This window comes from Shewanella pealeana ATCC 700345 (assembly GCF_000018285.1).
GTDB classification, from domain to species: Bacteria; Pseudomonadota; Gammaproteobacteria; order Enterobacterales; family Shewanellaceae; genus Shewanella; species Shewanella pealeana.
The window spans coordinates 3,359,511-3,382,915 of the sequence record NC_009901.1 but is presented as its reverse complement, the minus strand read 5'-3'; the positions used below and the strand labels follow the sequence as shown (position 1 = coordinate 3,382,915).

Sequence of the window (23,405 nt, the reverse complement as noted above, 5' to 3'; positions counted from 1 at the left end):
ACTTTATTGACAACTCTTGCCATCACATCCTCAGCTTGGGTGGTCTCTTTAGTATTATTGTTTAGTCGTGATTGATTGCATGGCTTCTTGGGTGGCAAAACCACGCATAACATTAATGAGCGTGATTATTGCAAAGACGACAATGATCAAAGAAAGCTGCCAGGCTTGGCTTAATCCTAAATTTATCAGTACCATACTGACTATTGAGGAAACCACCATCTGTCCGCCTCCAGACATCGCTGCCGCCGCTCCCGCTTGTTTCTTGTATGGCTGCATCACCATGGCTTGAACACAAGGTAAGGCGATACTGTTACCTAGAATCATCAGTAGTTGTCCCAACATTAAGTATAAAGGCTCGACTGGGCAGAAGAACAACCACACCGCTGCGGCTAGGTGCAACACTGGCGTATATAGCAGGAGTTTCTTACTACCGATTAAGGGACGGATCCGATTACAGATACTGGCGCCGATTAACATGCCTAATGCAGGGATTATCGCCCACATCGCGTACTTATCAGACGTCATACCAATTTGGTTTTGCATGATAAATGGCATCACCGAAATCGTAGTGATCATCAAACTGAAATTTAGCCAACCTATGCTGGCAAAGCTCATGAAGTAACGAGAACTCAGTAGCTCACGATACTGAAGTAACACCTTCTTCGGAGACGGAAGGGGAGAGGGATGGTCGATAGTTTCCTGGAATCGTAATGCCGCAACAGCCCAAACGAGAGTGAGGTAACCCAGTAAAGAGATGAACACCATAGTCCAACCAAAGTGGAAGTTGATGAAGCCACCAAGCACTGGAGCGAACAGAGGTGTTATCGAGGCGACCATTGCTATGTAGGACATTGCAACTGGCAGTTCTGCACCACTGAAGTTATCTCGTGTGGAGGCTCGAGCCAGTACAGCACAACATCCGGTACCTAATCCTTGAAGGAAGCGCCCTAGCACCATACCGGTAAATGAATGGCTGAGAAAAATGATCATAAGTAGACCTAGCATGGCGATCATCAGGCCAATTAACAACACTTTTTTGCGTCCAAGCGCATCAGAAATAGGGCCGTAGAAAAACTGTGAAGGACCAAATCCTAGTAAATAAATACTGACCAATATCTGAACCTGTTCATGGGAAACCGAAAAATCTTTGGCTATCCAAGGCAGTGATGGGAATACTAATCCCATACTCAATTGCCCGACACTGATAATTAAACAGGCCAGTAAGATGGCTTTAAAATTCATCACTCTGCTCACAATCCTGCTCACTCAGTATCATTCGAGGTTGAGGCGGCTTTTCCTCTGCGTCTCAAGCTGCCTTCATCGTCAAATGTACCTAATTTGGCTTTGACACGTTTTACGGTAGATATACTGACGCCACACTGCTCCGCAACACTTAGTAGAGTTTCCCCTTCAAGTAACAATGTGGCGATTTGCTGATGTTTCTCTTTATTTGCAGGTCTACCGCTGAATCTTTGTTTCCATTGCTCAGAGTCGTGTTTGAGTGCATTTCTACCTTGCTCTGCAGCCAATAGCCGATGTTGGGTTTGTACTTTTCCGTAACCCGATATGAGAGCCAGTAACCCATGGCTTTGAGTCGAATCTGCTTCAAATACCAGTGGTTCACAGGACGTCTGCAATCTAACTCCTTTATCCAAAAAGCGGGTGATAGTGTGTAAGGTTTGGCTGAAATCATGACCGAAATCAGTCAACCACCAGATGATCACCGTATCTTTGGATTTAACAGAGCTAAGTAATTGCTTAAACGCTGCTCGTTCCATGGGAGGAGTATCGCCACGTACTTTGTCTTGGAAGTGCTCGGCCTCTGGGGCTAACAACCTCATCGCAGTTAGTTGGCCTTGATAGGATTTGTTCTTGGGGGAGTACCGAGTATAAAGGTAGGTCTTCATAGCATCTTCCCGTAGGTCGTTTGGTGTAATGGGTCATAATTGTAATGGAATGAGCAAATATGTTCAAGACTCAGTGAACTGTGAGCTATTTTAGCCCCTTGTGTGTGAGTGTATATAACTGAATTGAAGATGAAAATCTGTCAATTATCTTTTCTGGTTGCTCAGTTCAAATAAGTGGTAAGCATAGAGTTGAGCGCAAGTTAGCCCTGAAAGGTCAGCAGCGACTACAAAGTTAATAGAGTGCTGTAGGAGTATATATGCGCAAAACTCTTTCATTGTTGGCGGTTCAGCACTAAGCCATAGCGTTGGCTCGACAGTCTCGAATTATAAAATTTGATTATCATTTGTATAATTAATGATAATTTAATGTTTTCATTTTCTGACCCTATACTTTAATCCATCGAAATGAGTAACCAATAACACCTTATAAGTTGGAGAAAAATTATGAAGATGAATCACCTAGGTATCATGGTCGGCGATATGCATAAAGCCGTTGAGTTTTATACTAATGCTCTAGGCCTAAAAGTGGTGATGGGCAACACACAAGTTGTTGAAGAGCGTGAGACGGCTATCGGGAGAATGTGTATTGCGGTTTTCGGCGAAGGCTTTAAAGGTTTCAATATTGCTCACCTTGTGACAACTGATGGGATTGGCGTTGAACTGTTTGAAATGGTTGATCGTCAAGAACGCCATGAAGTCGATTTCTCTCGTATTGGTATTTTCCATTTCTGTCTTCAAACTGACGACTTTGAAGGTGTGATTAAACGTACTAAGGAATTTGGCGGCAGAGTGCGTATGGATATTATGCGTTATCATCCGGAAGATGATAATAAACAGGCCAAAATGGTTTATCTAGAAGATCCGTTCGGTAACTTGTTTGAGCTTTATTCGCATACTTACGAAGAAACTTATGCGTCTGACTACGAGTAATTGATTTTGTAGCGAACAACTCGCAACGAACAGTCAAAAAGGGTTAGTAGTCTTGCTAATCCTTTTTTGTTAAATGAAAAATCAACTCTTTAATTCTATGAACTGTAGACTATTTTCAGGCCTTAGTACCTTGGACTTTGGATGTAAGAACAAGCTTTCACGCAGACGAAGTCGCTCATATGGTAAGCCTACGCTGACAACTTCACATTATCCTGTAGAACGCTAGACGACCACTGAGTGCAAACCAATGATTGGACAATATCGCTCAAGCTACGCCTCATTTCACACTCCTATTGGCAAATTTTCCGGTGTAGAACGATACTTGAAAGGATCTGTTGCGTTTAGCTGTGTTTTCGTCGGTAAGAAATAAACAAGCGTGACAGGTTAAACTCAATTAAAAGCTTAACGCCAGCCCTCAACGTACTCCTTATTACGGAGGTAGAGATGAAAAGTTTCAAGAATATATTATTGGTGAGTCAGGGATTACCCAGTGACAGTGACTCAATCGGGCAGGCTCTGCGACTGTCTCAAGCCAATAATGCACAGGTGAAAGGTTTGATTGTTTGCCCAGCACTCTCGGCTAACGTCATCAACTCTCACAAAATAAACACCCAATATCAAGACACCTATGAAAATGCCCTGCGTCAAATAGTCAATCAGCAAATAGATAAAAGCAGACTGCAAAATCATATCGCGGAGGTTGATGTTCCCTTGCCTGTGGAAGTATTAAGCGGTGAAAAACCTGCGGTAAATATCATTAAAAACATCTTAAAGCATAAGCATGATTTGTTGATCAAAGATGCCGAACCTTTGGCCGAAACTGGTGAAGGGTTCAAGGCAATCGATATGACATTACTACGAAAATGTCCTTGTCCTGTCTGGCTTAATCGTTTAGTTCATCAACCCTTGGACAAACGACAGGTTGCAGTCGCGATCGATCCTATTAGTTCAAGCCTCGAAGAAAATGCACTCTCACTTAGAATGTTGCAGTTAGCACGTGATATTGCCAACAGATGCGACTATCGCTTACATATTTTATCTTGCTGGGAGTATCAACTCGAAAGCTACCTAAGAAATACTCTGTGGATTAAAATTGATCAGCAAGAGCTTACAACAGAACTTGAAGCCTCAAGGATGCGCCACCGCGAAGCATTAGATAGTCTGATTGAACAATCCGGTGTTGACGGTGAAATTATTATTCACCACCTGCAAGGTGCTGCAGATGCTCAAATCCCAGAGTTCGTCAATGAGAAAGGGATCGATATTTTAGTGATGGGAACCTTGGCAAGGACTGGTATTCCTGGCTTTGTTATTGGCAACACGGCAGAGAATATATTGCAGTCGATCAAATGCTCGTTAGTGGCATTAAAGCCTGAAGGGTTTGAGTCACCGATCAGTTAACGGGTTACATAGTTGCTATTGCTGGCTCTTCAAAATAGTGGCTCTTCAAAAATAACTGATGTTCACAAAATTACCGGATGTCATTGCATCCGGTAATATCATACGACTCAATGGAGTCTGCCCCGCCTCTGATACTTAAACCCGCTGCGACTTTGCAGACTAAACAGGACCTTGAATAGACCAACTAGATCACTAAATAGCAGCTTAAACTGCAGAGCTGTAAAATCTGGATGAAAATTAACTTAAACAAGCAGATTTTAATAATAAAAAAACAGTTTATACTCTCCGCCATTATGAGCCCCGGTTGCTTGCCACTCAGCTTGATGTTGAATGAAGATAGATATGTTTAAATATACACCTCGAATTGACTTCCCTTTACTACTCGCGATTTCGTTGTTGATTCTGCTTGGCTCCCTAACGGTATGGAGTGCTAGCGGTTTCAGTGAATCTATTCTAGAGCGACACCTTGTTCGAGCTGTTATGGCGATAAGCTGCATTGTTGTCATGTCAGTCATCCCACCGTTAAGTTATAAACGAGCTACCCCTTATCTATATGCATCTGCAGTCATTCTCCTGCTCGGAGTCATTTTTGCTGGTGATAGCACTAACGGCTCTCAACGCTGGTTGGTTATTGGTCCTATACGATTCCAGCCGTCGGAGTTAGTCAAGGTTGCTATCCCCTTGATGGTTGCATGGATTTTAGCAGCCGAAGGTGGGCGACCTGATATTAAAAAAATCACCATCTGTCTACTTGTTACTTCTGTTCCGGCGGGATTGATATTTATTCAGCCAGATCTGGATGGTGCAATATTTACAGTTATCTACGCGCTGTTTGTTTTGTACTTTGCCGGAATGAGTTGGAAAATTATTGGTTCGTTTATCGGTGGGGTCGCGATTACTATCCCTATGTTGTGGTTTTTTGTCATGGAGGCCTATCAGAAAAAACGTGTGACTCAATTTTTGGATCCAGAATCCGATCCCCTTGGTGCGGGTTACCAAATTATTCAATCATTGATTGCAATTGGTTCAGGGGGAATGCATGGAAAAGGTTGGACGAATGCAACGCAGGGGCAACTTGGATTCATCCCGGAAAGTCACACTGACTTTATTTTCTCAACCTATGCTGAGCAGTGGGGTTTTATCGGATGCTTACTCTTGGTAGGGCTTTATTTGTTTATTACAGGACGAGTCATTTGGCTAGCTTATCAATGTAAGTCGTCATTCAATCGTTTAGTCAGTGCCACTTTTGCACTTAGTTTCTTCTTATATGCCTTTATTAATATGGGGATGGTGAGCGGTATACTGCCAGTAATGGGCAGCCCATTGCCCTTTTTTAGCTATGGTGGCACAGCGATGATCACCCAAGGGATCTGTTTCGGCATCATAATGTCACTTTGTCTACAAAAGTCATATAAACCCTAAAGTATACTTGTTCTCTTTAGACACCTTTTAGGTGTGGGCTGTTGCTAGGTTACGTGATCATGATCACGCTTATTGGTGTGAGTGATCGCTTTGTCAGCACATTTCGTAACTAAATTAGATTAACGTCTTTTAATGTAAGCGGGCATTTGTATAATTCCGTTCCGGCTAGAACCTCTTGTTCATGCCACCTTAATGCCGCTACATGGATAAGTGATCAACCCACGGAGTTGGACCGGCAAAGCTTTTGTAAGTTTTTAGGTGCTTCATTCTTGTATCAATGGCCGGACACTCAAATCGCTCGACGCTAAATGGCTGGAATATTCTTCGCTCATTAGTCGACGTCAAATGTCGCTTTTATTAAAGCATTCCCCATCTTCTATACATTTACGACCGCCTGCTACTTAACTCTTTCTATATAAACATTTTATATTTAAAAAATGAGATAAATTATGCAGTTGTTGATCAGTTTAGTCGGAATTTCTTTTCTCGTTCTCTGTGGGTGGATTTTTTCTGAAAATCGCCATGCGATTAAGTGGCGCACGGTACTTGGGGCGTTTGCCTTGCAAGCTGCGTTAGCTGCCTTAGTTTTGTATGTGCCTATGGGCCAAAACATTCTAGGCTCTGTGAGTCAGGGCGTTGCCTCTGTATTAAGTTTTGCCGATGAGGGAATTAACTTCCTGTTTGGCGACCTTGCCACCAACAGCTTTGTGTTCGCTATTCGTGTGCTTCCTCTAGTTATCTTTATTAGTGCCTTAATCTCTATGTTGTATTACTTCGGTATTATGCAGTGGGTGATTAAAGTGATGGGGGGCGCACTGCAAAAGTTACTAGGGATCAGCCGTGCAGAATCATTGGTGACCACGGGCAATATCTTCTTAAGCCAAGGCGAATCGCCTTTACTAGTTAAGCCATTCTTACCTAAGATGACTCGCTCAGAGCTATTTGCGGTGATGACGGGCGGTATGGCGTCGGTGGCTGGCAGTGTGTTAGGTGGTTATGCGGGTCTGGGGGTCGAGCTTAAATACTTGATTGCGGCAAGCTTTATGGCGGCGCCAGGTAGCTTGATGATGGCAAAGCTATTGGTGCCTGAAACAGGCTATCCTGAGTCGCAGCAAAGCGTCGATATGAGTCAGAGTGAACACAGTAATGTGGTTGATGCACTTGCCTCCGGTGCGATGAATGGTATGCGCGTGGCTGTGGCTATCGGTACCATGTTATTAGCCTTTATCAGTGTGATTGCCATGTTTAATGCGGGTCTTGAGCAAGTGGGCACTTGGTTTAACCTTGAAGGCGTGACCATGCAAAGCTTGCTGGGTTACATTTTTGCACCAGTGGCATTTTTAATTGGTGTGCCAGCCAACGAGATGATGCAGGCGGGAAGCTTTATCGGTCAAAAGCTGATCCTTAACGAGTTCGTGGCCTTTATGGATTTCACCGAAGTTAAAGAGCAACTATCGATGCACTCTCAGGTGATCATCACCTTCGCATTATGTGGCTTTGCTAACATAGGCTCGATTGCGATTCAGCTAGGCAGTATCGGTGTGATGGCACCAGAGCGTCGCAGCGAAGTGGCAAACCTTGGTTTAAAAGCGGTACTTGCCGCGACTCTTGCAAACTTAATGAGCGCCGCGTTAGCTGGTATTTTCATTAGCCTATAATTTGTCTGTGATTGTCAGTTGATTAAAGCGTTATTCGAGTCCAGCAACAAAAAGAGCAGCTTAGCTGCTCTTTTTGTTTGGTTCTTTTTCGGGGGCAGAGCCAATTGATTTATTGGTTCTGCATTTGGTATTTAGTCATCACATCTTGGGCTACAGCTTGTCCCCATTGCTGGCCAGCCATCATCGACTCTTGCATGATAAAAGGTTGTACCTTGATAAGCTTCTTACCCGCTGGCGTATCATAGAAGGCATTAAGCGCTTGAACTTCTTCCTCGGTCAGATATTTTTGATAGATGGGTACGGTCAGTTCAACTAGCGCTTCGGGGTTAAACTTTGCCATATAATCATTCCAAAAGGCCTCTGGTGCATCTGGGATGATATTTTTCAATGCTGGAAGCATCTGGTTCATGGCTTGAATCCCTAGCTCGCCAGCGCCAGTCTTGTACATCAGTTGTTTCACACTCTCTTCTGAGGCAGTTTCGGCTGAACTTTGTTCTGCAAAGGCATGAGTTGAAAAGGTGATGATTGCGAGTAACGGAATGACGGCGAATTTCATAGTTAACATCCAGTTGTTAGGTAATTTGGTCATTATTAATATTCATATCAAAATTGGCTAAGTGCCAAAAGTGATTGATGCTAATCGTGACAAGTTAGTCAGCTAACTAACCAAATTAATTAGTTTTATTTGCTAACAGCATAGAGCAGCAGGGAATTTAGGGAAAGGCAAAAGTTTTATATATTGGAGGTTAACCAAGTTCTATGCGATCTAGGTGGGGGTTATCGACACAGACCTGCATACTGGCTATATCATCGAGTACGATTAGTCGGTGCTCGGCTTCATCCGAGAGCTGAGTTTCAGGGCTGCTTTGGCTGTGGCTCCCTTTTATACAGTTCTGTTGTTTGCAGACAAGTTTTATGCAGTGCTGTTTTTGTGTATTTCTGCATGTATCCAGCGCCTTACCGCTAATCGAGTCACCATTTTTCATAGTGAGTTTGATAGGGTAATTAAAAATACACACCAGCTCTATGTAATCATGTTGGCTGCAGCTCAGCATATTTGTGACCTTATGCAGATTGGTATTTGATGAAGTGGGTAATTATAAGGGTAGCGGATTAGCCCCAAATTAGAATATAAATTTAATAAAAAAGGCCTGCATAAGCAGGCCTTTGTATATCACTTACCCAAAATAGTTAAGGGCAAGGCGACTCAGTTAACAAAGTCGTTTAGCAACTAATATTAGAAATAGTAAGCAACGCTGATGTTAAATAGAGAGTAGAAATCATCATCTTGGTTTTCGATACCTAGACCTTGCTGGCCACCGATCCATACAGCGTTCTTACCGTAGATGTGGTCGATGAAGATGTAGAAGTCTGATACACCAATGCTCATACCTGTTGTGTTGATAACAGAGTCATTTAGGTTAGCATTAATATCAGTATCAGGTGTTAGATGGCTGTAGTCGTTGTACAGAGTTACAGTACCCCAGTCATAGGCCATTGCTTTAGCGATGTTAGCGGCGAAGATTTGACCTTTAGCGGCAACTTCATAGAAGCCTTCGCCCATCTTCATAGCGTACAAGCCGTTTTTACCTTCACTATCGTACTGGTCGTAGTCGTAGTCAACCATTTGCAGTTGTAGCTGGTAACCGCTGTACTGTGCATCTAAATGCACGGCGTAAGCTGTAGAAGTACCGTGGTCGTCATGAAGTGAATCATATAACTGACCGTATTCTAACGATGCACCTAGTTGTACTGTTAGCTTGTCAAAGTCTAACACGTAAGACTGACGAATGTTAAAGGTGTTGGTTTCTTCGTTGTTATAGTCTGTACCATTTACAGTACCTGTGTACGCATCAGCTGCGTAACCACGGCTGTCAGATGCCGAGTATTCGCTGTTCTTGAAGAAAGCGACTTCAGAAGTCCAGTTACCTTTGCTATAAATTGCCTTAGCACCTAGATCGTAGTCGTCTTCAAAGCCCATGTAGTAGTTGATACTTTCCCACCAGTTGTGAGAGATGAAGCTCTTGTTACCAAATGGCTTGCTGATCACACCACCTTGGAACTGCCAATCTTCAACACCATTGTACGCAGCATAAGCGTATTTAACGAAATGGTTGCTTGAAGAGTTTTTGAAGATGTATTTAGCACTGGCTGACCAGTTTTCGCTAATCTGACTATCGATATCTAGCTCTAATGCGTCAAATGCGAATGTACCGCCGTTTGACTTAGATGCTTCATTGCCATCATCAACGAAGTACTTAACTTTAACTGCACCACCTAAATCAACAGAAGGTGTGAATTCATCCGCCATTACAACCGTAGGTGCGCCAAGTAACGCACCAATTAATATAGATAATTTAAGCTTTTTCACTTTTTATTCTCGTTTATAATCCGACATTGGATTTAGGAGCTGAATAATATCGACTTTTTAGGTGAATATTGTGACTGAATACTCAATCACAGCAGCTACAGTGTTTAATAGATTAGGAATGTGATGTAAGGCAGATGTTTTAGGGAACTACTTTAATATTTATAGCGACTTGGTGGCCAAAAAATGCTCAGTGCGGAGGGAGCTATTCACTTATGGGGTATCTGTGAAAAAGAGTCAGATGAATATTTAGTGATAAAAAGCATGAATAAGGCCTGTATAAACGGACCTTATTCATGGAAGAGTACTAATTAGGCATGAAAGCGATTTTGCAGATAATCAAATACTGCACGAATGCCGAAGGCTTCACCGCCGACTGGGCGGCCGGGTAATTTACGCACATTGTAGGCCATGACATCGAAATGGCTCCAGCTGATATCTTTATCGACAAATTCCTCTAAATAAAGAGCCGCGGTAATTGCGCCACCAAATGGTGTGGTTGCGCAGTTGGCAATATCGGCAATATCGCTGCCTGTGAGCGCCATATAGGGCTTGTGTAGTGGCATGCGCCAAACAGGGTCATCAACCTTTAGGCCTGATGCGGTAAAGCCCGCTGCGACTTCTTCGTCATTACTGAAAAAACCTGGAAGCTCGGTACCTAATGCAATGCGCATAGCGCCTGTGAGCGTGGCAAAATCAATAACCAGTTCTGGTTTATCATTGTTGGCTTCAGCTAATGCATCACACAAGACTAAACGACCCTCAGCATCGGTATTGTCAATTTCAACAGTTATGCCTTTACGAGTGGTGATCACGTCACCGGGTCTGAAGGCATTGGCCGAAACTGCGTTTTCAACGGCAGGTACCAGTACGCGTAATCGTACTGGTAAGTTATGGGCCATGATGAGTTGAGCTAGGCCGATAACATGAGCCGCGCCGCCCATATCTTTCTTCATTAAGCGCATGCCTGAGCCGGGTTTTAGATCCAGTCCCCCTGAATCAAAGCATACCCCTTTGCCGACTAAGGTTAGTTTTGGCGCCGATTCATCACCCCAGGTGAGATCGATTAAGCGTGGCAGGTTTTCACTGGCGCGGCCGACCATATGAATGGTTGGGTAGTTTTGTTCCAGTAGTTCATCGCCTACAATTTGGTTTATGCTTGCGCCAAACTCTTGCGCCATGGCCAGCATGATGTCACCTAAGTGTTGCGGCATCATATCTGCAGCAGGAGTGTTTACCAAATCACGCACCAAAGACACTGAGCGGATAAACTTATTGGCTTCATCGGCCTGCGCCTGAGTTGGCACGATTAACACTGGATGTTGTTTCTCGCTCTTTTTATAACGGTCGAACTGATATGCTCCTAAGCCCCAGCTAAATGCTGCCGTTCTTATTAGCTGGTCATCGCCTTTAAGCTCATATTGGCCTGCTGGAAGTTGATTGACTAAGTCACCGCAAAGCCAGTATGAATCTTCGCTATCGCTGACAAAAATGACCTGCTCTAATTCACCCTCTGCGCCAGGAATTAAACTTGCGCCTTTGCCTTTAAATTGGGTGGTATTGAGCCAGTTTTGAATGCGTGGCGCTTGTTGCTCACGCCAGATGTTGAAAGACCCGCTATTGAAAATGGATAAAGGGATGCCAGAAGCACCAGAGATAATAAGGTTGCTCATGTAAGGACTCTTTTTTGTTATTAAAAGATGAGGATAGCTTAGGACTTAGAGTATCAGGCAAACCGTTCAGGAGAAAGGCAAGGGCGGAAATTTAGCAAGGATCTAGCTTGGTTATTTGTGAGCTATCGCTTTTAAGATATAGCTGAAATATGATTACTCTATCTGTTCAGAGCTTGATTGCAGGCGTGCCTCGCTGGAGAGTCGTCTGATATTGGCCTTACGTTCAGACATGTTATTAAACGAGCTAGGCAGAACATCGACGCCGACAACTTTTCCGAGTTTGACTACGATAGGGATTGTGATTGGGGCAAAGGGTAATACGGCAAACATGCCTAACCCGAGGCCTTTTAATAGATCGGCAAACTGCTTATTGGCTTGTGTTAGCTCTTCTTTCGAAGCTTGTCTACGTGTATAGCGCTTGTAGGTGACTAACATATCTTTAGTCTCCTGTTTTTCTTGAGAAAGCGCATCTTTTAATACCAACATATCGCGTTTTAGGCGCAGCCAGAATCGACGCTTTCCAATACGGAGAACGCGAATAGGGGCTTTATGTAGGTGAACGTAGATTTTCATGGCGGCGATTGTCGCATAGTCGATGCTTTAAACCTATTAATTAGCCTTAATAAATATAAAACACCGACTAATGTCTACATACTAACCGGCACGTAGGCTAAGAATATCAGTCAGTACAATAGGGTCTGGATAACGACAAAACGCCGGGTCTTTTTGGTCGATAGCATAAATCGACATGCGGTCGGCCAATTCGTTACCTTCTATACCAACGTGAGCGGCAACGTGTTGAATGTTAAGTTTATCCTTTAGAGAATCATACAAGGCATGAGACTGCTGAATAATATCTAAGTTTTTGATATCACCAGCAACCTTGCGCTTCCAGCCTTTGGTTTTCCAGCCGTAAGCCCAATTAGTAATGCAGTTGATTGAGTACTGTGAGTCACTTAAGATCTGTACGCTTTGCCCTTGTTTTAGTGCCTTATCGGCAATCAATAGCGCCTGGTGTAAGGCGTTTAGCTCGGCTGAGTTATTGGTGCCGTTAGCGTTATAAAGGCCGTAATAAAGTTCTGAAAGCACGGCATTATGATAAACCGCCACTCCAGAGCCTGCTTTACCTGGGTTAGGCTCACAGCCGCCATCGGTAAAAATAGATACATCACAGCGACTAACATCGATATCTAGGCTGGCTTTAGCGGCTGTTTTGGCTTTGGCTGGCCCTGATGTAGGTTTTCTTGTCGCGCTGCCGTAACTCGGCGACTTAGCAAAGGCAGCCTTGGCTTCAGCTTCGGTTGGGAAAGACTTATATTTGGCCTGAGGAAATTTGTCGACCTGCTTTTTGGTGTAATCCCAGCTCGTAAAAATGCCGGTCTCACGACCAGCCCATACCACGTAATACTTTTTAGCCATGTAGCTTATGTCCTAAATCTTAATAAATCATTGTTTGGCTACGGTTAACATGAGGTAGCCTTTGAAGATGGTTATTGGCTTTTCTTGCACTGAGCAAGCAAATTCACAAAGAACTCACTGCCTTTACGCTCGGCAAAGGCAATGTTGCGCTCAGGGATTGTCTCTGGCTCATTGTAAGTGGCTAATGCCAACTCCATACTGGCTTCACGAATAATGTGCAGCGTTGGATAAGGGGAGCGGTTGGTATAGTTTGCCGCCGAGTCTTGCGCCTCATCTTCAAAGCAATAGTCAGGGTGAAAGCTCGCTAGCTGATATTCACCTTCGTAGCCTTGCTCGATTAATAGATCATTGGCGATATCGACTAAATCTAGATAGAGGTAAAAACCCTCAAACCCTCTAGGCAGAATAAACAAGGTGGTTTCAATATCTGTGTGCTCATCGAGATAAACACACTCATCGATAAGTGCCTGTAACACATCTTGCATGCGAGATTCATCGATGACGGCATATCTGATACTGGCCCGCTCGACTTCACGTCTCGCGAAAGGGCAGATGTTATATTTCATTATCACCTGTTTTACCCAGTTTTCGGTTTCTGTCGCGTATGCTTGTAATTCGGGAATGATTACCTGAGTCATCAGATGCTACCTTTGATAAGTTATGGCCGGATCATAGGTAGGATCGATAGTACAAGCAAGAGTGCCATAGTGACATTAAAGATTTTTTGCTGTTTTTGATTCTTTAATATTCGTTTTAATGCCACTCCAAACCCTAGCCAGATAAAGGCGCTAGGCAGAGCAACAACAAAAAAGACTAATGAGATGGTGGCTACTTGAGGCGCTAATGTATGGCTCATGCTAGTAAAAGCCGCAACTGCACCTATCCCCATGACCCATGCTTTTGGGTTAACCCATTGAAATGCTGCAGCCTGTATAAAGGTGAGTGGCGAGGGGGTGTCTTTGCCATTCATCTTGGCGCTGCTATTAGCTATTAGCCATGCTAAATACAGCAAATAGGTGATCCCGACATATTTGATGATGCTATGCAGTACAGGAAAGCTCTGAAATACCGCACTTAACCCTAAACCTATGGCTAACACCATTGCAGGAAATCCGATGCAGATCCCAAATAGATGAGGCAGGCTGCGCTTAACACCGAAGTTAACCCCAGAAGACATCAACATGATGTTATTGGGGCCAGGAGTGATCCCTGATGAAAATGCGAAAAGAGCAATTGTTAGAATAAGTTCCATAACCCGGGTCAATACCAATCAGTCTATAGCATGCCCTAAACCAGTTGGTTGAAAAGGGCTAAATAATGAGAAGGGCCTATGGTAGCGTGATCGGGCTACAGACGTAAAAGTCTATTTTTTGTGATTCTCCTCATAACTGATTTTAAATATGTTATTTCTTTTTGTTATACATGTTTGATATGGAATTAATATTGAATTTTTAATCACTTTTAATAAGTTATTAGCGCCTTTCATTCTTACTTGAGTAGCATTAGATTAATTTTTGACGATAACGAAATAACTTAGTCCCACAACAATAAAAATCACCACTAGTCGGGGGCTAGCTCTTTATCTGCAATTGTAACCGAGAACACGACTGCTTTGGCAGCAATGCCTTGTTCTGGTGTGAATTTAATTAATTTATAAATGCCGAGTAAATCGGGGAAACATAATGACGTTAGCTTGTTTAGCACTACCTGATAAACCCTTCGGCGCCTACTTATATTCTTGTTATAGCGATCAAAATCGTGATTGTAACTGTTTAACTTGAGTAAGATTTTTGACACTTGAATGTTCATTCATTAAATCACTGCCTATGTGCATATTTACCAAAGTCTGAGTGATTATTTTTGCTTGCATGTGGATATTGTATAAATTATAAATTGGATCATCTTTTTAACGAAAGATTAACAAATATAAAAATATCGCAACAACAAGCGCGGCAAGCAAACCCGATATCAGTCCGATTATCACTTTCCTGTATTAGGTGGTTTAACGACATAGCCGCGAATAATTGGAGTCAAACATGTCAATCAAATCATCTAAATCACAAGCTAAAAAGGGTCAGTTTAAAGTTCATGCTTTAGCCTTGGCTTGTTCAGCTATTCTGTTTCCTAGCGCTGCGTTAGCAACATCTGAAGTCGCACCAACTGAAAAGGCTTCATCTAAAGCCGCTCACGGAAAAGATCTGAAAAGTCGCTTTGAAAAGGGCGCTAATGTGCCTGGTAAGCAAAAAAATGCTGAAAAGACTCAACGTCAGAATATCGATAAGAGTAAAGAACAGAAAGTTGAAGGACCAATGGGGGCTGTTGGTTCCGTAGGTCCTGCAGCTGAATCTGAAGCAGAGGTATGTAGTAGTGAGCTTGCAGCATTAAGTGGCCAAGAGTTATTTAATTATGTGAGAGAAGCCGATATTTCTTGTATCTCTGCGCTTTATTCACGTAACGATGCAGTATCTGTTGCAGCTTACCAGACTGAAAATGTGGTTTCGGTTGCTAATCAAGCGGCCTCTATGGCAGCGACTTACGACAGCAGCACAGGTTATGAAATGCGTAACTTGTTCTACTTCTTACGCGGTGCATTTTACATTGAGTTCTATAACGACGACCTAACTTATAGTGATACCCTAGCCGCTGATGCCGTTTACGGTGCGTTAGTTGAGTATTCAAAGAACCCTAAGCTTTTTGAGATCACTCATTCTGCTGGTGACACTTTAATGGAGTTTTTCACTTCATGGTCGAGCGCCGATCGAATCCTTGAAAGCGTGCCTTTAATTACAGATTACCTGCAGATGTTTAATGCTGACTTCTTAGCAAGTAATCGCCACCGCGCAGCGATGACAAGTGCACTGACTACACTTTATTACGGTAGTTGGGCTGAGGATTACAATAAGCTAGCCATGGAGCATGGTGAGCTAATAGATGCGCTACTGAATATTGCGACTGCTGATTATATTATTAACTCTGATTACCAGTATGAATCGACAGATGCTTTTCATGAGTTTGGTCGCTTCTATGAGTATCAAGCGTATTGGGATCTACCACAAAGCTTAAAAACACGCCTAAATGACGGTGTAGAGCTCTACATGAGCAAGTTTGAACGTATGTCTGCTGAGTGGGCTGACGGTGCAGGCTATCTAGATTATTATAACCCAGGTGATTGCGAACAGTTTGGGATATGTGGCTGGGAAGAGGAGCTTGAACAGACGGCATTACCTATCAACTACAACTGTAGTGATACCATCTATATTCGTGCTCAGCAGTTAACTAATGATGAGCTACAAGCCTCTTGTGATCTTATGGGAGGAGAAGAAACACTGTTCCATAATGTACTCGCAACGGGTTACCAGCCAGTTGCCGATGATTTGAATGAAAGCTTAGAAGTTAATATTTTCGATAGCTACGATGACTATGCCCAGTATGCCGGTGTGATTTTTGGTATTAGTACTGACAATGGTGGTATGTACCTAGAGGGGACACCTTCACAAGAAGGTAATCAGGCGCGTTTTATTGCGCATGAAGCAACCTGGACTGAAGATATTTTAGTTTGGAACCTTAAGCACGAATATGTTCATTATCTAGATGGCCGCTTTAATCAATATGGTGCGTTTAACTACTTTGATATCGATACGGGTAAATCTGTTTGGTGGTCAGAAGGTCTAGCCGAGTACATATCTAAGCAGAACCGTAATGACGGTGCTGTCGATATGGGGCGCTCTCAGGCCTATAGCCTCAGCGAAATCCTAGCGAATACCTATAACAGTGGTTCAGATCGCGTTTATAGCTGGGGTTATCTAGCGGTGCGTTTCCTATTTGAAAACCACAGAAGTGATGTTGACGAATTATTAGTGCTAGCACGTGGTGGTGACGCCGATGGTTGGTTGGCTTATATCGATAACACTATTGGTCAAAACTATAACAGCGAGTGGAACACTTGGTTGACTTCAGTGACCAGTAATGATGAGTCAATTGCTATTGATATAACTGATCCAATTGATTCAGATGGTGACGGCGTAGCCGATGACCAAGACGCTTTCCCCCATGATCCGAGTGAAACCCGCGATACTGATGGTGACGGTGTTGGTGATAATGCAGATGCGTTCCCAACCGATGCTAGCGAAACGGTCGATACCGACGGTGATGGCGTGGGTGACAACGGTGATGTATTCCCAACAGATCCTACTGAGTGGGCAGATTCGGATGGTGATGGCATCGGTGATAATGCAGATACTGATGAGCCAAATAAGCCTGTCGAGCATTGCGGCGTAGCAACCATTAGAGATGGCAAGCTAACTCAAGATAAAGTTGAGTGTGTTGAAGGTACAGATATTAACTATTTCTACACCTATGTAGAGGAAGATAACACGCCGCTTTATATCAGCACCTCTGGCGGTGAAGGTGATGTGGATCTGTTCTTCAATCAAGATATCTGGGCTAAGCCATCGGACTTTGATGCAAGATCTGAAAACGATGGTAACGAAGAATCGCTAAGCGTGATTGCTAATAGTGGTTGGGTATATGTGAGCCTACTCGCACACCAAGACTTTGACGGTGTCAGCCTTAAGGTTAGCCTAACAGAGGAGGGCGATACAGGCACAACTCCTGTAGCAGTTGCTGATGCATGTGCAACACAATCTCCATATAGCTATGGTGGCGTTGAGTTTGGCGAGGCTATCTGTATCGAAGATGGTCACTCAAGCTACTACTTCTATGTGCCTACAGGTACTGAAGAGGTTACTGTTGCAAGTGGTCATGGTAGCGGTAATGTGAATCTATATGGTAATAGCCAGACTTGGGCTGGTCCTGACTCATTCGAAGTTAAGTCTGAAAATGCGGATAATGTTGAAAGCCTAACAATCTCAGCTCCAGCAGAAGGTTGGTACTACATCAGTGCCGATGGTGCGCCATCGAGCGAAGGTGCAAGCTTGGTGGTTAACATTAAGTAACAAGACTATTAAAAAATAGTAGCTGACTAAAGCCGACTCTTTATGAGCCGACTCTTTATGAGTCGGCTTTTTATTTGAGTTAAAAAATAGCTTAACTAAATTAGCTTTTACTGTCGACAGCAGCTCATGAGTCAGGTTAGGTTAATGTTTAAAGTGTTACGCTGCAATTCGATAACAAGAGGTGGGGAAGCCTATGATCAAGAAATGTATCTCAATGATAGTCGTGGGGATATCAATGTTGGCTGGTTGCAGTACAACAGATAGTGCAGAAGCCGAGATGGCGGCGACGCGAACGACTATGGTGACTACTGGAGATCTTACGATGCTGAGCCGATCCTCAAAAGCCTTTGCTTGGCACCCGACCATGTTTGCTGTTCACGCTAGTGATGAGGTCGACGATCAAGCGGTGATCAAGCATATGCAAGTCGCTATTACTCAGGCGATGCAGGCAAAGGGCTATCATTTAGCCAGTGCCCACGAGGCGCCGAGTGTGTTAGTCGGTTTTGGGTTGGCACTAGAGTCTGAGATGAGTGATAAAGAGATCTTAAAAAGAGCTGGTTTAGTTGCAGGCTTATCTACCGTAGGTGTCGATGACGAATATGAAAAGGGATCGGTATTAGTGGCACTGTTTTCTCCCCATAACCCTATACCAGTATGGCGAGTATTAGCTCAAGGTTTTACGGATTCAGATAATACTCTAGAGCAAAGGGAGCAACGTTTCGAGCGTTTGTTGTCGACTATGCTACAGTCAGTTCCTGCGGTTTAGGTTCTTCAAATCGACACTTAAAGTCGCCGAGAGTGTTCAAATAAAAATGCCCTGCAACCGCAGGGCATTTTTAATTAATACATTAAGATCATTAAATCGTTTAGTAGTTAACGCTTACTTCGTAAGAGCCAAATTTTCGCACGTTAATCACCCCTGTATCGAAGATCAAGTATTGGCCTTTTATGCCTTTTAAAATGCCTGATACTTCTGGGTTTTTATCAAAGTTATGTGAGCTTATCTTGGTCGGAAACTCACTCACAGGGTAGTTGATGGCTTGAATCGGCTCATCAAGCTGAGATACTGCAAACTCGCCATGTTCGGCGGTGATCTCCTGTAGGCGTTCAGCAATATGCGGAATTAATGTTTCAGCCTGCTGCTTAAGATCCAGTTCATCGGCGTTACCTTTAAGCATAGTGCGCCAATTCGTCTTGTCTGCGATCATTTTAGCCAGGGCTGTTTCGACCAAGCCTGAAACTAAACGTGTTTCTACCTTAAAAATAGGTAGGCCCTGAGTCGCGCCCTGATCTATCCAGCGTGTCGGCAGTTGTGTATGGCGCGTAATACCCACCTTTACGCCAGATGTATTCGATAGGTAGACATAATGTGGCACGAAGCAATTAGCCTCTCCCCAAGACGGCTCACGGCAGGTGCCCGCAGCGTAATGGCAAGTTTCTGGCTTCATAATACACATGTCGCAGCTTGCCAATTTTTGCATACAAACGTAGCAGTGGCCCTGTGAGTAGCTCTTCTTGGTTTTCTTGCCGCAGTTACAGCAGAGTATTTTTCCAGTATGGGTAAGGGTTAATTGACTACCAATTAGCGGATTAAGATCCAGTAACTCTTCGCCAACAGGCAGTTGGTATTGAACCACATTATTCTCATCTAAGTGGCTGCGCATTTTTCTTAAGGTTCCAAGCATGACATTTCTATTTCTATCAGAATTTGCCTTAGTCTAACAGATTGTTAAAGCTGCTTAGGAATGGTTTTTTCGATTGCTATGAATTGCATATGGCTAGAGGCTGACAGCAATAGGAGATGCGATATTCAATAAATTTTTTACCTTCATTATGTGATTACCGATGGCTAAACTCCTTCACGCTGCCAATTATTCGTCCCTAGTTGAAAGATAACGTTTTTAGACATCTCAAATCCTTTTGATAATCAAGTTATGATAAATATTACTGAGCTAATCCATTAGAACTCTACTTATACTGATTGGTATTAACTACCGGCAGTGATTTTGAGCGCAAACTGCTCGCAATCACTGTTTACTGTTGGCAAAGTTTAAAGTTGGCACTGTTTTAATGGTTGATAACTAAAATCCTTATAATGGCTTTGACTCGATCCTAACTCGGGATCAAACTCGCCCGCCCATGAGGCGATATCTTCATCTGTGGCCCAGATATTCATTATGGTCATTAATGTTGACTCGGTGGTTTTCGGAATGAAATCACTCTCGTTTGAGCTCACTTCATGCACTAATAAGCCATCGACATACCATTGTATTTTTTTCGATGACCAACGGATCCCATAGCGGTGAAAATCTAATGCGGCATCAAACTGTAGCGGGATGAGTCGGGCATTTTGTGCCTCATCTGGCTCACCGTTTCGCCAGAAGTTAATTTGCATAAAGTTAGTGTTGTCACCTAAAAATTCTATATCAATTTCATGGTGTAAGCCGTTACCATTTGGGGCGATATCATAAGGGCTGGCAAACAGGAAGAAGCTGCTAACAACACCCGATCGAGCGGCGGGTTTCATGCTGACTTCATAGCAGCCGTAACCTCGGTATTCATGGCTGCGCAGCTCGCCTGAGACCCAATCAGGCACCTCTACTGAACCATGGTTACTTAAGGTCAGTTGCACACCGTCACCGCTGTGGCTAACGGCGTCAGCCTGCCAACGATTAACAAAGGGAAAACCATTGTGCCAACCATCACTGGCCCACCAATGGTTGTAATCAAAGTGAGTGAGCACATCAATAAATCCGTTACTTTTAGCCGTCCTTGTTTTAGGTTCTTTTTTGTTCGTTGAGCTGGCTTTGAGCAAAGAATCCTCTTTAGCCATTCGTTGAGCTGAGACTTGCTGTTCGGATAATTTCATTGATTTACCACGTATTTTTATATCTGACTTATCGCTAGGTTTTGCTTGTAATGCACTGTGGTAATTTAGGAGTAAGATACAGCTGATGCAAAGAATAGAGCGTTTAGGGCTGAACATTGAATGATATTGCATGCGGTCTCCATCAGTGTTTCTACTTTTTGGATGACTAATTATAGTTTGCATAGGCAAAAAGCAAGTGAGTTTCGAGGAGTCGATTTTCTTATGTACCGTCTTGTATTAGATTATTTTTATATAAGAGTGACTTTACGTTAGCCAATCAAGTTTCAATTAACTTTTGTGGGGAAAAGGTGGCGCCGATGTTTACCCTGCCGGAAGTAGGTTGTGCCCCTGAACACTGTCGTAGTCACAGTGAGTCGGGCACTGTTTAGAGAGAGTGACACTGTGTAAAGGATGCCTGTTTATCTTGAACACCTTTTAATATTGGTTATGTGGAAAGTTCTAAATATACAACTGGTTACGTGTTGGCCTGAGTGTTGCTTCATGATAGCTATGATGTCCTTTAGCTATTACGGAGTAAGGACATTAATTATCACTTCAAGGAGATAACCTAATGAACTTAACACTTTTCAACTCTACTAGGTCATGTTGCCAAAATATGCTCATTGACGTAGGAAGAAGTAAAATTATTAAACAATTGGCTTTACTGCTGGTTATCAGTGCTGTTATCAGTCTTCAAGTTGTACGTTCAGATGCCGGATCACCCTCTGCTGGAGGATTTCAACCGCAAGAGTTTGTGGGAAACCCAACCTGTTCCGAATTTTTTAATAACGAAGATTTAAGAGAGCTAAAAGTTGAGCCTGTCTATGATGGTATATATGGAGATGGTGAATTGTCAGTGACTCTCGATGTTCAACAAGGTGCCAAGACATTTTCGTGGGATCAAGGAGACAGCTCTGTGATCATGCTGGGAGTGTTTGTTAAAGGGGGCCCTGGGGGCAACCTTTATAGCTATGATGGCTCGTTTACTACCTCAGATGCTAATTTACATGCGCCAGAGCGAGCCAGTGATAAATATTATGGCCTCAGTCATGTTTCATTCTGCTACATACCAGGAAAACCAGAATTGAAAGTTACCCTAATGTGTAACGGAGGTGAGCTAGTAGCGGGGGGTAACGCAATTAAATACGAGTATTCGCTCAAGGTGGAAAACACAGGTTCGCTGGCATTATTTGATATAGTCGCGAAAAATGTGACAGCAGGCGATGAATTCTTAGAGGATACATTAGCTGTTGGCGCGTCAAAAACATTCTATGATGACTTTATAACTACCATCAATGGGATTAGTGGTACCGCGGAGGCTACAGCTGCAGTTGAGGGAGGGGGGAGTATCGTTGCCAATGATATCAAAGACTTTGATTGCCCCGTCGAAACATTCCCAGGCAAGCTGAAAGTGACAAAAGACTGCTCGACTGTGGTGGTGCAAAATGGTTATGGTGATTACGGTCTCCAAGTTAATTATGGAGGAGATGTTTGTAATGACTCCTCAGTGCTCATCAAGGATGTTATCGTTGAAGAAACTCACGATAATATGACTGAGGTTATCCATACGGTTGACGCTCTTGCTCCAGGAGCCTGTGAAGATTTCTCTGGAAGTTATGTGCCTATGCCTGGGTTGGATGAGCTTCCTGAAGGCGGAGTTTCAGGTAGTTTAGTAAGAGCTTTTGTCGATACAGTAAAAGCCAGTGGTGATACATTTTTTGGAGAATATGTAGAGTCGATGGAGGCTGATGCTAGCTGTAAGCTCTGCCCAGACTGTCCAGACTGTCCACAACCGTAAAATGAAAGAGTGCTTTGGTGCCTAATTGGTAAAATACAAGACATCAATGATTAACTGAACTTCTAATTTATTGGAGATATAGTTGAAGTACTCGTTCAATCAAGACTCAATTTGTTATTGTTGAGTTAATCCGCACTAGCAGTATTGCTGGTGCGGAGTTATGCCTCCTCAGCCCTTTTCACCTTGGTGAAAGTACATCACGATCTTTTTCTAATCTCGCAAAAGCGAGTTTTAGCTATTTACAGCATCACTCATCATTGAATTAAAGTGTTACTTGTGTTCAACGTACATGAAAGTATTGTGCTCATACAGCGGTTGTTGGCTTGAGTTCTCAGCAATACGCCATGCGTAATTGACACCTTGATTGCCATCGAAGAAGTTCATATCCAAAGTTAAGCCTCCATCGTGATACTTCACTGCTGCAGCCACACTGCCAAACCAGGTGTTATCTGTGGTACAGCTGGATTTAACCGTGCTATCGGGGAAGACATCTAAACGGCATTTGCGTTCCCCTTGTGGGTGGTTCCAGATGGTGTAGATGTTTACCCAGCCGATAGTCGGTTGCAGATCCAGAACCGTTACATCTTCACTGTGAGTCACGTAGTATCGAACGCTTGGGTAGGGGACTAGCCGTGACTGATCCTCAGCTTTCCCCGTCACAACGTGGTGCATTTCAACGGTGCCGACTTGCTTATGGATCTCATGGCTCACTATATTCACGTTTGCTATTAGTGGCACATCTGGAATTGGCACTATTGGCGTATCCTCATCGCGTGGTGGCGTATCACTGCCACAGTTGCTAGTGCATGGGTCCTCTATCGGCAAGCCATCGTCGGGCAAAATTGGTGGCTTTTCAGGGACGGGGGCGCTGCGAGACGGTAAGTTATCGATCTGCGGCGGGCTATCGCTTCTACTGTCACTTCCACAGGCTGAGACAGCGAAAGATAAAATGACTGCTAAGGAGATATGATTAAGTTTCATAGAGAGAACCTTTTACAGATTAAA

At 43.4% G+C, this 23,405-nt stretch carries 20 protein-coding genes; 7 read left to right on the top strand and 13 right to left on the bottom strand.

Translation table 11 applies throughout. From position 1 onward, the window contains the following. Positions 1-54: 54 nt before the first annotated feature. Positions 55-1,242 (bottom strand): multidrug effflux MFS transporter, encoded by a 1,188-nt coding sequence (locus SPEA_RS14650; protein ID WP_223296616.1) that lies wholly within the window; start codon positions 1,240-1,242, stop codon positions 55-57. 20 nt (positions 1,243-1,262) lie between these two features. Then, entirely contained in the window at positions 1,263-1,907 is a 645-nt protein-coding gene (locus tag SPEA_RS14645) for a recombinase family protein (RefSeq protein ID WP_012155993.1), read from the bottom strand. Between the two features lie 444 nt (positions 1,908-2,351). On the opposite strand from SPEA_RS14645, the gene SPEA_RS14640 reads away from it, so the two are divergent. The 4 genes from SPEA_RS14640 (at position 2,352) to SPEA_RS14625 (ending at position 7,318) form a co-directional block, all read left to right on the top strand. Beyond that, positions 2,352-2,837, top strand: coding sequence for a VOC family protein (locus tag SPEA_RS14640; protein ID WP_012155992.1), 486 nt, complete (start codon positions 2,352-2,354; stop codon positions 2,835-2,837). A gap of 444 nt (positions 2,838-3,281) precedes the next feature. After that, a complete protein-coding gene (locus SPEA_RS14635; protein ID WP_012155991.1) occupies positions 3,282-4,238 on the top strand; it encodes a universal stress protein in 957 nt (318 codons plus the stop codon). 342 nt (positions 4,239-4,580) lie between these two features. Next, entirely contained in the window at positions 4,581-5,660 is a 1,080-nt protein-coding gene (rodA, locus tag SPEA_RS14630; RefSeq protein ID WP_012155990.1) for a rod shape-determining protein RodA, read from the top strand. A 449-nt stretch (positions 5,661-6,109) separates the two neighbouring features. After that, a complete protein-coding gene (locus tag SPEA_RS14625; RefSeq protein WP_012155989.1) occupies positions 6,110-7,318 on the top strand; it encodes a NupC/NupG family nucleoside CNT transporter in 1,209 nt (402 codons plus the stop codon). Between the two features lie 109 nt (positions 7,319-7,427). Here SPEA_RS14625 and SPEA_RS14620 read toward each other — a convergent pair whose 3' ends face one another. The 8 genes from SPEA_RS14620 to SPEA_RS14585 form a co-directional block, all read right to left on the bottom strand. Beyond that, positions 7,428-7,874: a DUF2059 domain-containing protein gene (locus tag SPEA_RS14620; RefSeq protein ID WP_041411543.1), complete on the bottom strand. Its 447-nt coding sequence runs from the start codon at positions 7,872-7,874 to the stop codon at positions 7,428-7,430. A gap of 190 nt (positions 7,875-8,064) precedes the next feature. Further along, complete coding sequence (locus SPEA_RS14615) at positions 8,065-8,373, bottom strand: Rho-binding antiterminator (RefSeq protein ID WP_012155987.1); 309 nt, start codon at positions 8,371-8,373, stop codon at positions 8,065-8,067. A gap of 182 nt (positions 8,374-8,555) precedes the next feature. Then, positions 8,556-9,689, bottom strand: a complete 1,134-nt coding sequence (locus SPEA_RS14610) for a hypothetical protein (RefSeq protein ID WP_223296509.1) — start codon at positions 9,687-9,689, stop codon at positions 8,556-8,558. 308 nt (positions 9,690-9,997) lie between these two features. Next, complete coding sequence (locus tag SPEA_RS14605; RefSeq protein ID WP_012155985.1) at positions 9,998-11,359, bottom strand: leucyl aminopeptidase family protein; 1,362 nt, start codon at positions 11,357-11,359, stop codon at positions 9,998-10,000. A gap of 153 nt (positions 11,360-11,512) precedes the next feature. Beyond that, positions 11,513-11,932: a hypothetical protein gene (locus SPEA_RS14600; protein ID WP_012155984.1), complete on the bottom strand. Its 420-nt coding sequence runs from the start codon at positions 11,930-11,932 to the stop codon at positions 11,513-11,515. 81 nt (positions 11,933-12,013) lie between these two features. Continuing rightward, on the bottom strand, positions 12,014-12,778 hold the full coding sequence (locus SPEA_RS14595) for a ribonuclease H family protein (protein ID WP_012155983.1): 765 nt from the start codon (positions 12,776-12,778) through the stop codon (positions 12,014-12,016). Between the two features lie 71 nt (positions 12,779-12,849). Next, positions 12,850-13,416, bottom strand: a complete 567-nt coding sequence (locus tag SPEA_RS14590) for a DUF1415 domain-containing protein (protein WP_012155982.1) — start codon at positions 13,414-13,416, stop codon at positions 12,850-12,852. A gap of 20 nt (positions 13,417-13,436) precedes the next feature. Then, complete coding sequence (locus SPEA_RS14585; RefSeq protein WP_012155981.1) at positions 13,437-14,030, bottom strand: LysE family translocator; 594 nt, start codon at positions 14,028-14,030, stop codon at positions 13,437-13,439. A gap of 784 nt (positions 14,031-14,814) precedes the next feature. Between SPEA_RS14585 and SPEA_RS14575 the strand changes: the two genes are divergently transcribed. Beyond that, positions 14,815-17,733, top strand: a complete 2,919-nt coding sequence (locus tag SPEA_RS14575; RefSeq protein ID WP_012155980.1) for a M9 family metallopeptidase — start codon at positions 14,815-14,817, stop codon at positions 17,731-17,733. A gap of 193 nt (positions 17,734-17,926) precedes the next feature. Then, positions 17,927-18,499 carry a DUF4136 domain-containing protein gene (locus tag SPEA_RS14570; RefSeq protein WP_041410996.1) on the top strand — a complete coding sequence of 191 codons (573 nt, stop codon included), beginning with the start codon at positions 17,927-17,929 and terminating at the stop codon, positions 18,497-18,499. 100 nt (positions 18,500-18,599) lie between these two features. On the opposite strand, the gene SPEA_RS14565 is transcribed toward SPEA_RS14570, so the two are convergent. Both SPEA_RS14565 and SPEA_RS14560 read right to left on the bottom strand, forming a co-directional pair. After that, the gene (locus SPEA_RS14565; protein ID WP_012155978.1) at positions 18,600-19,418 is read right to left on the bottom strand and encodes a DUF2797 domain-containing protein; all 819 of its coding nucleotides are present in this window, start codon (positions 19,416-19,418) and stop codon (positions 18,600-18,602) included. Between the two features lie 365 nt (positions 19,419-19,783). After that, the gene (locus SPEA_RS14560; protein WP_049767973.1) at positions 19,784-20,734 is read right to left on the bottom strand and encodes a glycoside hydrolase family 16 protein; all 951 of its coding nucleotides are present in this window, start codon (positions 20,732-20,734) and stop codon (positions 19,784-19,786) included. A gap of 439 nt (positions 20,735-21,173) precedes the next feature. On the opposite strand from SPEA_RS14560, the gene SPEA_RS14555 reads away from it, so the two are divergent. Then, entirely contained in the window at positions 21,174-22,400 is a 1,227-nt protein-coding gene (locus SPEA_RS14555; RefSeq protein ID WP_012155976.1) for a hypothetical protein, read from the top strand. Positions 22,401-22,670: 270 nt separating this feature from the next. Here SPEA_RS14555 and SPEA_RS14550 read toward each other — a convergent pair whose 3' ends face one another. Further along, the gene (locus SPEA_RS14550; RefSeq protein ID WP_012155975.1) at positions 22,671-23,381 is read right to left on the bottom strand and encodes a hypothetical protein; all 711 of its coding nucleotides are present in this window, start codon (positions 23,379-23,381) and stop codon (positions 22,671-22,673) included. Between the last annotated feature and the right edge of the window lie 24 nt (positions 23,382-23,405).